The organism is Synechocystis sp. PCC 7339 (assembly GCF_019924095.1).
In the GTDB taxonomy this organism is placed as follows: domain Bacteria; phylum Cyanobacteriota; class Cyanobacteriia; order Cyanobacteriales; family Microcystaceae; genus Synechocystis.
On sequence record NZ_CP063659.1, the window covers coordinates 1,980,045 to 1,992,589 of the forward strand.

Annotated in this window: 16 protein-coding genes; 8 read left to right on the plus strand and 8 right to left on the minus strand. The window is 51.3% G+C overall.

All coding sequences use genetic code 11. The features are described from left to right. Positions 1 to 15: 15 nt before the first annotated feature. Complete coding sequence (gene argF, locus IQE94_RS09365) at positions 16 to 942, minus strand: ornithine carbamoyltransferase (RefSeq protein WP_212717743.1); 927 nt, start codon at positions 940 to 942, stop codon at positions 16 to 18. Positions 943 to 1,063: 121 nt separating this feature from the next. Beyond that, entirely contained in the window at positions 1,064 to 1,594 is a 531-nt protein-coding gene (purE, locus tag IQE94_RS09370; protein WP_212717750.1) for a 5-(carboxyamino)imidazole ribonucleotide mutase, read from the minus strand. Between the two features lie 114 nt (positions 1,595 to 1,708). Between purE and IQE94_RS09375 the strand changes: the two genes are divergently transcribed. The 7 genes from IQE94_RS09375 (at position 1,709) to IQE94_RS09405 (ending at position 6,879) form a co-directional block, all read left to right on the plus strand. After that, on the plus strand, positions 1,709 to 2,074 hold the full coding sequence (locus IQE94_RS09375) for a single-stranded DNA-binding protein (RefSeq protein ID WP_212717752.1): 366 nt from the start codon (positions 1,709 to 1,711) through the stop codon (positions 2,072 to 2,074). A gap of 87 nt (positions 2,075 to 2,161) precedes the next feature. Continuing rightward, a complete protein-coding gene (locus IQE94_RS09380) occupies positions 2,162 to 2,395 on the plus strand; it encodes a hypothetical protein (RefSeq protein ID WP_212717754.1) in 234 nt (77 codons plus the stop codon). 16 nt (positions 2,396 to 2,411) lie between these two features. Continuing rightward, positions 2,412 to 3,290, plus strand: a complete 879-nt coding sequence (locus IQE94_RS09385) for a 4-hydroxybenzoate solanesyltransferase (RefSeq protein WP_212717758.1) — start codon at positions 2,412 to 2,414, stop codon at positions 3,288 to 3,290. A gap of 189 nt (positions 3,291 to 3,479) precedes the next feature. Then, entirely contained in the window at positions 3,480 to 4,538 is a 1,059-nt protein-coding gene (psbD, locus tag IQE94_RS09390; RefSeq protein ID WP_010872429.1) for a photosystem II D2 protein (photosystem q(a) protein), read from the plus strand. A 122-nt stretch (positions 4,539 to 4,660) separates the two neighbouring features. Next, positions 4,661 to 5,248, plus strand: coding sequence for a ParA family protein (locus IQE94_RS09395; RefSeq protein WP_223341799.1), 588 nt, complete (start codon positions 4,661 to 4,663; stop codon positions 5,246 to 5,248). A gap of 18 nt (positions 5,249 to 5,266) precedes the next feature. Next, complete coding sequence (locus tag IQE94_RS09400) at positions 5,267 to 6,577, plus strand: ATP-binding protein (RefSeq protein ID WP_212717759.1); 1,311 nt, start codon at positions 5,267 to 5,269, stop codon at positions 6,575 to 6,577. Between the two features lie 23 nt (positions 6,578 to 6,600). Continuing rightward, complete coding sequence (locus IQE94_RS09405) at positions 6,601 to 6,879, plus strand: TMEM165/GDT1 family protein (RefSeq protein WP_190595477.1); 279 nt, start codon at positions 6,601 to 6,603, stop codon at positions 6,877 to 6,879. Here IQE94_RS09405 and hisG read toward each other — a convergent pair. Both hisG and glmU read right to left on the minus strand, forming a co-directional pair. Beyond that, the gene (gene hisG / locus IQE94_RS09410; protein ID WP_190595478.1) at positions 6,876 to 7,508 is read right to left on the minus strand and encodes an ATP phosphoribosyltransferase; all 633 of its coding nucleotides are present in this window, start codon (positions 7,506 to 7,508) and stop codon (positions 6,876 to 6,878) included. The two genes, IQE94_RS09405 and hisG, sit on opposite strands and share 4 nt — an antisense overlap. Before the next feature lie 6 nt (positions 7,509 to 7,514). Then, positions 7,515 to 8,885, minus strand: a complete 1,371-nt coding sequence (glmU, locus tag IQE94_RS09415) for a bifunctional UDP-N-acetylglucosamine diphosphorylase/glucosamine-1-phosphate N-acetyltransferase GlmU (RefSeq protein ID WP_223343215.1) — start codon at positions 8,883 to 8,885, stop codon at positions 7,515 to 7,517. Positions 8,886 to 9,136: 251 nt separating this feature from the next. Between glmU and IQE94_RS09420 the strand changes: the two genes are divergently transcribed. Next, the gene (locus tag IQE94_RS09420) at positions 9,137 to 9,388 is read left to right on the plus strand and encodes a DUF4327 family protein (RefSeq protein ID WP_212722377.1); all 252 of its coding nucleotides are present in this window, start codon (positions 9,137 to 9,139) and stop codon (positions 9,386 to 9,388) included. A 28-nt stretch (positions 9,389 to 9,416) separates the two neighbouring features. Here IQE94_RS09420 and rsgA read toward each other — a convergent pair whose 3' ends face one another. The 4 genes from rsgA to IQE94_RS09440 form a co-directional block, all read right to left on the minus strand. After that, the gene (gene rsgA / locus IQE94_RS09425; protein WP_223341800.1) at positions 9,417 to 10,532 is read right to left on the minus strand and encodes a small ribosomal subunit biogenesis GTPase RsgA; all 1,116 of its coding nucleotides are present in this window, start codon (positions 10,530 to 10,532) and stop codon (positions 9,417 to 9,419) included. Positions 10,533 to 10,550: 18 nt separating this feature from the next. Further along, a complete protein-coding gene (locus tag IQE94_RS09430; protein ID WP_194016090.1) occupies positions 10,551 to 10,805 on the minus strand; it encodes a sulfurtransferase TusA family protein in 255 nt (84 codons plus the stop codon). Beyond that, positions 10,802 to 11,935, minus strand: coding sequence for a molecular chaperone DnaJ (gene dnaJ, locus IQE94_RS09435; protein WP_212717762.1), 1,134 nt, complete (start codon positions 11,933 to 11,935; stop codon positions 10,802 to 10,804). Before dnaJ ends, IQE94_RS09430 begins: the two co-directional genes overlap by 4 nt. 106 nt (positions 11,936 to 12,041) lie before the next feature. After that, a complete protein-coding gene (locus tag IQE94_RS09440; protein WP_223341801.1) occupies positions 12,042 to 12,545 on the minus strand; it encodes a crossover junction endodeoxyribonuclease RuvC in 504 nt (167 codons plus the stop codon).

Consider the following 12,545-nt stretch of genomic DNA (forward strand, 5'->3'; position numbering starts at 1 on the left):
CTAAATTGAGCGGCATTAAACTAAACCCAACAGGGCCACCATGAGGGCTTTTTGGGCGTGCATGCGATTTTCCGCTTGGTCCCAGAGTCGGGATTGCGGCCCTTCCATGACAGCGTCAGTAATTTCTTCCCCCCGGTGGGCCGGAAGACAGTGGAGCACAATGGCTTCGGGATCCGCCAGGGCAAGGAGTTCTTGGTTAATTTGGTAGGGCTGGAAAATGGGAATGCGACTGTCAGCTAAATCTTCCTGGCCCATACTGGCCCAAACATCGGTGTAAAGAATATGACTTCCTTGGGCGGCGGCTTTGGGGTCGTCGGTTAGTTCCACTTTTCCCCCTGGGGCCGCAATTTTCTGGGCTTGTTGGACAATCTCTGATAAGGGTTCATAGTTCTTCGGGGTAGCCACCCGCACCGTCATGCCCATCATTACCCCACCGAGGATGAGGGAATGGGCCACGTTATTGCCGTCTCCCAAGTAGGTGACTGTTAACCCTTCTAGTTTGCCAAAACATTCCTGGATGGTCTGCAAGTCCGCCAAAATCTGACAGGGATGCTCCAAGTCACTCAGGGCATTGATAATGGGCATTTTGGCATGGTCGGCAAAGGTTTGCAGATCTGCCTGTTTGAAAGTCCGCACTGCCAGGATATCAATGTAGCGGTCTAGTACCCTAGCGGTATCCTGAATTGGTTCCCCCCGACCCACCTGGGTCACACTGGGGTTTAAATCCAATACCTGTCCTCCCAGTTGGTACATGGCTGCTGTGAAGGAAACCCTGGTCCGGGTGGAAGCTTTGTAGAACAGTAAACCGAGAATTTTCCGACAATGGGGCTTGAGCATACCGGATTTAAGATCCGCCGCCAACTGCAAGAGTGATTTCATTTCTTCGATGGTCAAATCGGCGATCGCCAATAGATCCCTGCCTGCCAACGCCTTAATGCCCATAGCCCTGATCCCTGGTTCCCCAATGTGGTGGTCAAACTAATATCGAAATGATCGACTTAATTAAGCATTATTTTGCCATACTCCGCTGTTGACCCTTGGTAGATCGCCACGATGTCAGGGATTAGTGATTTTGCTTTTCCAGATAGGCCCGATAACCCAGTTGCTCCAGTTGGGTTTGCTTATCTAAAACCATGGTTTCTAAACTTTGACGATACTCTTGTACTTTTTCCAACAACACGGGATTATGGCTGGCGAGAATTTGCACCGCTAACAGCCCGGCATTTTGGGCATTGCCGATCGCCACCGTGGCCACCGGAATGCCCCCCGGCATTTGCACAATGGAATAGAGGGAATCTACCCCCTGTAGGGTTTTGGTCTGCACTGGCACACCGATCACCGGCAGAGGGGTCAGGGCCGCCACCATCCCCGGCAGATGGGCCGCTCCCCCCGCCCCGGCAATAATTACTTTCAAACCCCGTTGATGGGCAGTTTTGGCATACTCCACCATTTTTTTTGGGGTACGATGGGCAGAAACAATGGCCACTTCCGTGGGTACGGCAAATTGTTCACAAATGGCGATCGCCGCTGCCATGGTGGGGAGATCGGAGTCGCTTCCCATGATGATGCCGACCAGGGGAGAGGGGGAAGTCATAAATTGAACTGAATAAATTAAGTTGAGGTGACGAAGATGGAGGTTTGACTTTAAACTGAGGCTAACCGCTAATAGCGTATCGGAAAATCTTCAAGATCCCAAGGAAAGATTTTTATGTCAGTGAACAGTATCCATCTGGTGGGAAGGGCCGGCCGTGACCCTGAAGTTAAATATTTTGAGTCCGGTAATGTAGTCTGCAACTTCACCCTGGCGGTAAATCGACGCACAAGCAAAAAGGATGAACCCCCCGATTGGTTTGACCTCGAAATTTGGGGTAAAACTGCTGAAATAGCCGGTACCTACGTCAAAAAGGGGAGTTTGATTGGTATCCAAGGATCGTTAAAATTTGACCATTGGGAAGATCGGAACTCCGGTACCCCCCGTTCCAAACCGGTAATCCGGGTCAATAATTTGGATTTACTCGGCTCCAAGCGGGACAACGCTGAAGCCACCATGAATAATTACCCCGACGAGTTCTAGTCATCGGACCCATTAACCCCATTGGTAAATTGCGGCGATAGCCATTGCTAGCAAAATCTTTGCGTCCCTTACCCATGCCAAAGCCCCATGGAAGTCTTTGACCCCACTCCTCCCCCTTGGGTTGAGGATACTGTTCATACCAGGGGTTTTTGTTGTCCCCAATGTCAGGCTGGCCCCCGTCAGGCCCTCCGAGCTTGGATCAATCGGCGATCGCCAGTGTTAGGGGATGATCGACGGCGCAAATGGCAGGAGTTTTACCAGTGTGAATGTGGTCAGGGTTGGTGGGCCTGGAGCAGTGACCGTCCCCCTTCCCCCCAATAGTCCTTTAATCTTTTCTATGGTTGCCCAAACCCCTTCTTCCCAGCCCCTTTGGTTAACAATCATTTACCTGTTGCGTTGGCATAAACCTGCCGGCCGACTGATTTTGATGATTCCGGCGCTGTGGGCAGTGTGTTTAGCGGCCCAAGGCCTGCCTCCCCTGCCTCTTTTGGGTGTCATCACTTTGGGAACCCTGGCCACCAGTGGTTTAGGCTGTGTAGTCAATGACCTGTGGGACCGGGATATTGATCCCCAAGTGGAACGCACCAAGCAACGCCCGTTAGCGGCCCGCACCCTCTCCGTGCAGGTGGGCATTGGGGTGGGATTAGTGGCCTTGCTGTGTGCCGCAGGACTAGCCTTTTACCTCACTCCCCTCAGTTTTTGGCTTTGTGTGGCGGCGGTGCCGGTCATTGTTGCTTACCCCGGTGCGAAAAGAGTTTTCCCGGTGCCCCAGTTAGTTCTGTCCATCGCTTGGGGCTTTGCTGTACTGATTAGTTGGAGTGCTGTCACAGGGGATTTGACCACTGCCACCTGGGTACTTTGGGGGGCCACTGTGTTTTGGACCCTCGGTTTTGACACCGTTTACGCCATGGCAGATCGGGAGGACGATCGCCGCATTGGTGTTAATTCCAGTGCCCTCTTTTTCGGTCAGTACGTCGGGGAAGCAGTGGGGATATTTTTTGCCCTCACCATTGGTTGTTTATTTTATTTGGGCATGATTTTAATGCTCAATCCCCTCTATTGGCTCAGTTTGGCGATCGCCATTGTGGGTTGGGTAATCCAATACATCCAACTCAGTGCCCCCACGCCGGAACCGAAACTATACGGTCAAATTTTTGGACAAAACGTCACCATTGGCTTTGTGTTACTAGCTGGAATGTTACTGGGCTGGCTTTGACCCGTAACTATGCTCCAATCCCTTTCCCACTGGCAGATTCCTCAAATTTGCTTTACAATGGGAAACATTAAGAAAAATTAAGATTTCCCGGTTCTTTCTCATTTTTGCTCCCAACGACGGGCAAAGCCATGGGTCGGCGATCGGGAGAGAAAATTTTCCTTCGTAATTATTATTTGGAGATTTTGCGCCATGACCATTGCAGTCGGACGCGCCCCAGTCGAAAGAGGATGGTTTGATGTCCTCGACGATTGGCTAAAGCGTGATCGTTTCGTATTTATTGGTTGGTCTGGTTTGCTGCTCTTCCCCTGTGCCTTCATGGCCCTGGGGGGATGGCTGACCGGCACCACCTTCGTTACTTCCTGGTACACCCACGGTCTAGCCAGTTCCTATCTAGAAGGAGCTAACTTCCTGACCGTGGCGGTCTCTTCCCCCGCCGATGCCTTCGGCCATTCCCTCCTGTTCCTCTGGGGGCCCGAAGCCCAAGGTAACCTGACCCGCTGGTTTCAAATTGGTGGTTTGTGGCCCTTCGTTGCCCTCCACGGTGCTTTCGGTCTGATTGGCTTTATGCTGCGTCAGTTCGAAATTTCCCGTCTGGTCGGCATTCGTCCCTACAACGCCATCGCTTTCTCTGGTCCCATTGCAGTGTTTGTCAGCGTCTTTTTGATGTACCCCCTGGGACAATCCAGTTGGTTCTTTGCCCCCAGCTTTGGGGTAGCGGGAATCTTCCGGTTCATTTTGTTCCTGCAAGGGTTCCACAACTGGACTTTGAACCCCTTCCACATGATGGGAGTGGCAGGGATTTTGGGCGGCGCCCTACTGTGTGCTATCCACGGTGCCACGGTGGAAAACACCCTGTTTGAAGATGGGGAAGATTCCAATACTTTCCGGGCATTTGAACCCACCCAAGCAGAAGAAACCTATTCCATGGTGACCGCTAACCGTTTCTGGTCTCAGATTTTCGGTATTGCCTTCTCCAACAAACGGTGGTTGCACTTCTTTATGTTGTTCGTGCCGGTAACTGGTCTGTGGATGAGTTCCGTGGGTATTGTTGGTTTAGCCTTGAACCTACGGGCCTATGACTTCGTCTCTCAGGAACTACGGGCAGCGGAAGACCCGGAATTTGAAACGTTTTATACAAAAAACATTTTGTTGAACGAAGGGATGCGCGCCTGGATGGCTCCCCAAGATCAACCCCATGAAAACTTTATCTTCCCTGAGGAGGTTCTGCCCCGGGGTAACGCTCTCTAAGGCTTTGTAAAACAGTCATCCCTCGAAAAATGACTAAAAAACAAAACTAATTGAGCAAAACATCAGCAATTAGCTAAAGTTGGGAGAGTGTTACCGCTCTCCTTTTTCTTTTGCTCTAGCCGATGATTATTGCCATCACTGCCCTCAAAGGGGGCGTTGGGAAAACTACCACCGCTGTCCACCTGGCGGCTTATCTGCAACAAAAGGATCAAACATTGCTGATCGACGCGGACCGCAATCGTTCGGCGTTGATTTGGGCCAGGGAAGAAAAGTTACCTTTCTACGTTGCTTCCCAGGCGGGCTCCACAGCATTAATTCGTAAATATCCCCACATTGTGGTGGACACCAGGGCCATGCCGGAGTTGGATGAGTTTCGGGATTTGGCGGAGGGGAGCGATCTGTTGATTATTCCCACCACTCCGAATCATTTGGATTTGGATGCCACTTTAAAGGCGGCGGAGCAGTTGGCATCCCTAAAGGTTAACTACAAAATTTTGTTGACCAAGGTAGATGCCCGTACCCGTAGCGGTCGAGAAGCAAGGCAGTTATTGCAGGCGGAAAATTTACCTCTGTTCACAACAGAAATTCCCCTCTTGGTGGCCTTTGAGCGGGCTTCCCAGTCGGGGGTAATTATTCGAGATTACGTCGATCCCCGTTCCCATTTGGCCTGGGGTCGCTATAAAGCGGTGGGCCAGGAAATTTTACCCTAGACTTTGGCACAATATTTGATGACGGTTCCCTACCCTACTCCCCTACTGGCCACATCCAGCAAAGCTTTATATCATCAGGTTTCGAGCCTGTTGCTATACCAAGGTATTTTCGACCACCCCATTGGGGAAGCTTTTTTAGATTTGTTACGCTGTTTGCACCACAATGGGACTAACCAAAAGCCTGAAGCCACAGTTTGTCTGCAAGCCTATGGGACATGGTTTCGTCATTTGGCGGAGGTGGGTCAAAGTTGGCAGGATTTTTTACTCGATCGCCTATTGGAAGATGAGAACCCATTTAGTGCACGGGTGCAAAGGGAAGAATTGGCCCAATTGCCAACTAGTTTGCAGGATGCGGCCCGCCATGATCTGAATTTGATCCAAATGGTTTACCAATGCCCGCCGGAACAGATTTTGCAGTGGGTAATCATTGCCTCCCAAACCCCAGTGGCGTTAAAGGCTTGGCAGGTGCCCAACCAGCTAGAGTTTCCTGCAGAAAGCGGCCAAAGCTGGGGCGAAAAATTGGCTTATCTGGTGGCCCATTATCGGCAAAAAGGCGTGGGAGCGGTGGCCCATTACCGGGCTTTTCGTTGGCAGGGGAAAAAATTACAGGGGGTGCCCCAAATAGATGGCGTTCGATTGGCGGATTTGGTGGGCTACGATGAGCCACAACGGGCCCTCTGTCAAAATACCCAGTGCCTTTTGCAAGGATTACCGGCTCTGAATGTGTTGCTCTATGGCAGTCGGGGCAGTGGCAAATCTTCCTTGGTAAAAGCCTTGGTTAATCATTATGGCGACGAAGGTTTACGCTTGGTGGAAGTATCTCCCCAGGATTTGATTACTCTGCCTTTATTGGTGGAAAAATTACGCAGCTATCCGCAAAAATTTATCATTTTTGTTGATGATCTCTCCTTTGAGGAGGAGGATGAACGTTTCAAAAGTTTAAAGGTTGTGTTGGAAGGCGATTTAGTCGCCCGCCCTGCCAATGTGGTCATTTATGCCACCAGCAACCGCCGTCATTTAATCCGAGAATTTTTTGGCGATCGCCCTTCGCCCCAGGATGCCGATGAGGTACAAGCTTGGGACACGGTGCAGGAAAAATTATCTTTTAGTGATCGTTTCGGCCTAACGTTAACTTTTCCGCCAGCTAACCAGGACACCTATTTAGCGATAGTGCATCACCTAGCTAAACAAGCGCAGCTTAACCTGCCGGCAACGGAATTAGATTTTCGGGCTAAACAATGGGCCACCCGCCATAACGGGCGATCGGGCCGCACCGCCAAGCAGTTTGTGGATTATTTAATCGGCGAACAAGGTTTAACTTCCCCTTAACATTTCCTAATTTTGACATCACCATGGATTGGCAACTGTTTGGACTGAGTTTTATCACCGTTTTTTTGGCGGAAATTGGCGACAAAAGCCAGTTAGCGGCGATCGCCTTAGGGGGCAGTGCCAAATCTCCCCGGGCCGTATTTTTCGGTTCCGTGACCGCATTAATTTTAGCCAGTTTCCTTGGGGTTTTGGCCGGGGGCAGTCTAGCTCAGTTTTTGCCTACTAAGCTACTCAAAGCCTTGGCCGCTCTGGGTTTTACTGTTATGGCCCTGCGTTTACTGTGGCCCGACCAAGAAGATTAGATCACCGACCGTAATTTTTCCACCCAGTCCAACAGGCGATCGCCATTAACCCGATAACTGAGGGGATGGGCAATGAGCCGGGCACTGCTGTCGAACAAAACCTCAATTTCCACCAAGCCATTTTCTTGGAGGGTACGACCAGTGGATACCAAATCCACAATGGCTTCCGACATACCCGTGATGGGCCCCAACTCCACCGAACCATAGAGAGGAATAATTTCCACCGGTAAATCCAAACGACGGAAATGCTCCAGGGCACAATGGACAAACTTAGAAGCCACCCGGCCATGGGGCGGTAAATCCACCGATCGCCGATAGGGACTCGCTTGGGGCACCGCCACCGAAAGACGACAGCCCCCAAAATTTAAATCCGCCAACTGGGCCACCGCTGGTTTTTTTTCCCGCAGAATGTCATAGCCCACAATGCCCAACTGGGCCTGGCCATATTCCACATACACCGGCACATCCCAAGCTCTCACCAACAAAGCCTTGGCCCGATGGGTGGGATCAACAATTTGTAGCTGACGGTTTTTGGGTTCGAGGAAAGCAGAAAAATCTAGGCCAATTTGCTGGAAACGGTCAATACTATCCCGCAACAACGAGCCTTTCGGTAAAGCAATGGTGAGCATAACAATTTAAGATTGACCCGACTGCGGGGCTGGGGGCACTTGCCAATTATCAATGATACGTTGCCGTGGCCTGGCGATCGCCAAAGATCCGGCCGGCACATCCCGGTTGATCACCGATCCCGCCGCCACCGTTACCCCTTCTCCCACCTGCACGGGCGCTACGAAGACACTATTGGCCCCCGTTTTAGTTCCACTGCCAATCACAGTTGCATGCTTACTCACCCCGTCATAATTGGCAGTAATGGTACCGGCCCCCACATTGACCCGCTCTCCAAGCACTGCATCCCCCAGGTAGCTGAGGTGGGCCACATTAGATTGGGCGCCAATGACAGATTTTTTCACCTCAACAAAATTACCAATGCGACAGTTAGCTTGAATATCTGCTTCTCCCCGAATGTGACTATAGGGGCCAAGGCGGCAACCATCCCCAATCTGACTTTGGCTAACCACGGAAAATAGAACCGATGCCTCAGAGCCAATGCTACTATCCTCGATCAAGCTACCGGGGCCAATGCGACTGCCACGACCGATGACCGTTTTACCCCGCAGGTGGGTGTTGGGTTCAATGATCACATCCGCCTCCAGCACCACCGTGTCGTCAATGGTGATGCTATCGGGATTAATCAAAGTAATGCCCTGGGCCATCCACTCATCCTTGATGCGATTTTGCAAAATATCATTGGCCGCCGCCAACTGTTTGCGGTCATTGATGCCGTTAATTTCTAAATAATCGTCCACATCCACCGCCATTACCTGGTCTAGGTAATCCACCACTTCCGTCAGGTAATATTCCTGTTGATCGTTGTTGGCCGACAATTTAGGCAGAGCTGCTGCTAACTTGGGCCAGTGGAAACAGTAAATCCCCCCATTCACCCGATGGTTTTGCCGTTGGGCCGCATTGCAGTCCCGATCCTCGACAATTTGCGTAACCCGGTTATCCCCGTTGCAAAATACCCGACCGTAACCCTTTGGATCTGGTAAATGGGCTGTGAGCAGGGTGGCCGCATTGCCATGACGTTGGTGGGTGGCAATTAAATTTTCCAAAGTTGCCGACCGCAGTAGGGGCGCATCGCCGTTGAGCACCAACAAATCACCCTGATAGTCTTTGAGGCAAGGCAGTAACTGCTGAATGGCGTGGCCAGTACCCAATTGTTCCCTTTGTTCCACAAATTCCACGTCCGATCGCCCGGCCAAGGAAGATTCCACGGCGGCGGCCTGGTAGCCCACAATTAATATCTGTCTTTCGGGGGTGAGGGGACGGCAACTTTGCAATACCCTTTCCACCAAACTATAGCCCCCCAATTGATGGAGCACTTTGGGTAAGTCCGATTTCATTCGGGTACCTTTCCCCGCCGCTAACACTGCAACCGCCACCATAATGGTTTTCTGTCCTGATCGTCGCCATTGAGTATATCGTGATTGGGGCAAGGCAAATTCAGCCACGAAACTGGCAACCAAGAACCATCGGCAAAACCTTAACAAAAACTTTATGGTTGCCCAAACCCTAGGAAAACTAAGTATTTATACGGGAGCGCAAAGAATTGTAATAGATAATACAGCAAAGCCCCCCTTTGTTTGTATTTGGGGTTAGGTTATAGTTGTGTGTAGGCTTCGATCTCAGAATTTTGGTGACTTTTATGAGTACTGCAACTTTAACTCCCCTTTCCTCCTTCGGCTACGATATCAATATGCTCAAGGATGAAGCCCGCCTGTTAGTGGAGCGGGGTACGGTGAGCCGTCACCAACCGATTTATGTCCTCTGTCAGTATATTCCTGCCCGGGAATGGGTCTGTGTGGAATGCGAGTTAGAAAGAAATGACTATCTACTACGGGATCAGATTGGTGACTTGATGTCCTGCGAATGTTGGGAAAATGATTAATTGATTGGTTTTGGTTATAGTTTTTAATTTATTCCCAGTCCCAGTCCTCCTGCAAATTATCTAAATCGGTTTGCTCATAGAAACTATGGAGTTCTTGATGCTCCTGGCGACGGGAATGACGGCGGTATTTTTTAGTTTCTAACTTCGGTTCATCATACTCCTGACCATCACTGCCGGTTTTAGTTTTCAAACCTGTGTCCGCTTCCTTTGGCTGTTCGGTATTTTGCTGGGCCAAAACCTCCTCGAGGAAGGCTAGGTAATGGTCATATCGCTCCCAGTTCTGCCCCACAGCACAGTCCGGCTCCCCGCGATGGAGACAATCTTTAAAAAAACACTCCCGCCCCGCCAACTGCCGTCGTGCTTCGGGAAAGAGATGAATTAATTGGGCTGGTTCAACAGCCAAGTCCGGTTGGTTGAAGCCTGGGGTATCGGCCAGCAGTCCCCCGGCGGGTAGATCGAATAGTTCCACATGGCGAGTGGTATGGCGGCCTTTGCGTAGTTTGCCTGATACCTTTTTAACCTGTTGTTCCACCCCTGGCACCAGAAGGTTGATCAGACTGGATTTGCCCACGCCAGAGGGGCCAGCCATGAGGCTAATGCGGTGTTTCAATTTTTCCTGTAATTTTTCCATGCCCCAGCGATTTTGCACGCTAATGGTGATCGGTGCATAGCCCCAGTCGCCCAGGCGATCGCCCCAGAATTTAACGTCTGTTTCCTCCACCAGATCCTGTTTATTAAGACAGAGACTGATTTCCAGTCCCGTGGCTTCCGCTTGTACCAGGAATCGACTCAACTGCCATTCTTCCAGGGGGGGATCGGTGAGGGCAAAGACTAAACAAATTTGCTCAGCATTGGCCACCGGCGGCCGTTCCAGCACAGTGCGGCGGGGATAGACTTTGGCGATCGCCCCTAAATCCCCTTCTGCCACCATGGGAACCTCGGTCGCGTTACCTTGACCCTGTAACAGCAAGGAAGGGGGTAATTCCACCCGGACTTGATCCCCCACCATGACCTTTTGTCCTACTTTTTTCAGACGGGTACGGCGGGTGCAGAGCAGTGGCTGGGTAGTCACATTCCGCAGACGCACCCAATAATAGTTAGCTTGAACAGCAATAACTGTGCCCTCATCCGTCGCTTTGGTCATCGTTTAACCCCTAGCCCCCTAGGGAACTGCCACCGGAACGGTAATGGTCAAACAATAGGAGGATTCTCCCTCCAATGGCCGTAGGGATTGCTCTGTGTAACCCTCCAATTCCAGGCTATGGGGCACCTGCTCCACCGGCTCTCCTCCATCCAGCCACACTTCCAGGCATTGTCCTGGGGCCATCTGGGCCAGTTTGAGCTTAGTGCGGACAAAATTGATCGGACAGGGAGTGCCCCGCAGATCTAGCAAAATTGGTTCATTGCCCTGGCTCATTTATGGAATAACCCCCCTAAAAATCCTTCCAAGCCCCCTTTGCCGTGGCTCTCACCCTTAATGGTGGCCAGCCGTTCCAGGAGTTCCCGTTCTTCCGAGTTAATGCGGGTGGGAATTTGTACTTTAACGGTAATTAGATGATCCCCCCGGATGGTGGCGTTGCCTAATTTGGGCACCCCTTTATTTTCCAGGGTTAATACGGTGTTGGGCTGGGTGCCGGCCGGAATAGTTAGCTCCGCTTTACCGTCCACCGTGTCCACTTCCAAACGACAACCAAGGATAGCTTGGAGATAACTTACTTCCAAGTTGGAACGAATATTCATCCCTTCCCGGACAAAATACTTATCCGTTTCCACCATCAGGAAGACGTATAGATCCCCGGCGGGGCCGCCCCGTAGACCGGCATCCCCTTCTTTGCCCACCCGCAGACGGGTACCATCGTCTACCCCAGCGGGGATGGTGATTTTGAGCTTTTTCGTTTCTTGCTTGCGGCCAACTCCGTTGCAGGCTTCGCATTTTTCCTCAATGACTTCCCCAGTGCCGTTACAGGTGGGGCAGGTGGAAACCTGGGCAAAACTACCAAAGGGGGTGCGGGTTGCCCGGCGGACTTGCCCAGCGCCGTTACAGGTGCCACAGGTTTTAACCCCGGTGCCTGGTTTAGCACCAGTGCCTTCACAGACCTGACAGGATTCCAGGTGGGGAATGCGAATTTCTTTTTCGCCACCAAAAATAGCTTCCTGGAACGTTAACTGTAAATCCAGCCGTAGGTCATCTCCCCTGGTGGGGCCGTTAGCCCGACGACGACCCCGTTGTTGGCCCCCCATGCCGCCCCCAAAACCACCGAAAATGGTTTCAAAGATGTCGGCAAAGTCTCCCATATTGCCCACATCAAAGCCCTGGGCACCGCCACTACTGACCCCTGCTTCGCCAAATTGGTCGTAGCGCTGACGAATTTCCGGCTCGGAGAGAACTTCGTAGGCCCGGCTAATTTCTTTGAATTTTTCTTCTGCCCCTGGTTCTTTATTAACGTCAGGATGATATTTACGGGCTAACCGACGGTAGGCTCGTTTGATTTCATCTTTATTGGCATCCCGCGTCACTCCGAGCGTTTGGTAATAATCCCCAGGCATAATGCGTCGATGTTTTGCTTAACAATAATTGACAAGGCTTCTGTAGTGTTTACTGTAGCAAACTCTCGCCCCTACATGGTTGCCCAGAAATCCCCACCTCCGCATCTCAACCAATGTCGTTGCGGACTCCGTTCAGACCAGCCAGGGCAATGGCAATGGCATCCACGCTATCGTCGATGGGTAGGTCTTCTAGACCAAAAAAATTTTGCACCATAGCGGCCACCTCTGCTTTATTGGCTTTACCGTTGCCCAGATGGCATTTCCAACTGGATTGGTGCAAAAAGACGGGTTGAATACTCTTTTCCCGGTAAATAACGAGGTTTATCACCCCCAAGGCCTGCATTACGCCTCCGGCCGCTTTTATTTGCCGACTAAAAAAAGGCATTTCCATGGCGATCGCCTGGGGGGAAAATTCTTCTAATAGGGCGTGGATATCTTGCTCAATTTCTACCAACCTTTGCGGGGTGCTGAGGTGCTTGGAAGTTTCGATGATGCCGTAGTCCACCAGTTGGGCAGATAGATCAGGCTGACCGTCCAGAATAGCCCAGCCAATAATGGCTAAACCGGGGTCAATGCCCAACCAGCGTTGGGCCGCTTCGGTTTGATCCAT

Excerpts from the sequence above, each read along its gene's own strand:
- IQE94_RS09440 (WP_223341801.1), bottom strand. The coding sequence starts at position 12,545 with ATGGATCAAACCGAAGCGGCCCAACGCTGGTTGGGCATTGACCCCGGT.
- argF (WP_212717743.1), bottom strand. The coding sequence starts at position 942 with ATGGGCATTAAGGCGTTGGCAGGCAGGGATCTATTGGCGATCGCCGAT.
- dnaJ (WP_212717762.1), bottom strand. The coding sequence starts at position 11,935 with ATGCCTGGGGATTATTACCAAACGCTCGGAGTGACGCGGGATGCCAAT.
- purE (WP_212717750.1), bottom strand. The coding sequence starts at position 1,594 with ATGACTTCCCCCTCTCCCCTGGTCGGCATCATCATGGGAAGCGACTCC.
- rsgA (WP_223341800.1), bottom strand. The coding sequence starts at position 10,532 with ATGACCAAAGCGACGGATGAGGGCACAGTTATTGCTGTTCAAGCTAAC.
- glmU (WP_223343215.1), bottom strand. The coding sequence starts at position 8,885 with ATGGTGGCGGTTGCAGTGTTAGCGGCGGGGAAAGGTACCCGAATGAAA.
- IQE94_RS09385 (WP_212717758.1), top strand. The coding sequence starts at position 2,412 with ATGGTTGCCCAAACCCCTTCTTCCCAGCCCCTTTGGTTAACAATCATT.
- IQE94_RS09430 (WP_194016090.1), bottom strand. The coding sequence starts at position 10,805 with ATGAGCCAGGGCAATGAACCAATTTTGCTAGATCTGCGGGGCACTCCC.
- hisG (WP_190595478.1), bottom strand. The coding sequence starts at position 7,508 with ATGCTCACCATTGCTTTACCGAAAGGCTCGTTGTTGCGGGATAGTATT.
- psbD (WP_010872429.1), top strand. The coding sequence starts at position 3,480 with ATGACCATTGCAGTCGGACGCGCCCCAGTCGAAAGAGGATGGTTTGAT.
- IQE94_RS09395 (WP_223341799.1), top strand. The coding sequence starts at position 4,661 with ATGATTATTGCCATCACTGCCCTCAAAGGGGGCGTTGGGAAAACTACC.
- IQE94_RS09375 (WP_212717752.1), top strand. The coding sequence starts at position 1,709 with ATGTCAGTGAACAGTATCCATCTGGTGGGAAGGGCCGGCCGTGACCCT.
- IQE94_RS09405 (WP_190595477.1), top strand. The coding sequence starts at position 6,601 with ATGGATTGGCAACTGTTTGGACTGAGTTTTATCACCGTTTTTTTGGCG.
- IQE94_RS09380 (WP_212717754.1), top strand. The coding sequence starts at position 2,162 with ATGGAAGTCTTTGACCCCACTCCTCCCCCTTGGGTTGAGGATACTGTT.
- IQE94_RS09400 (WP_212717759.1), top strand. The coding sequence starts at position 5,267 with ATGACGGTTCCCTACCCTACTCCCCTACTGGCCACATCCAGCAAAGCT.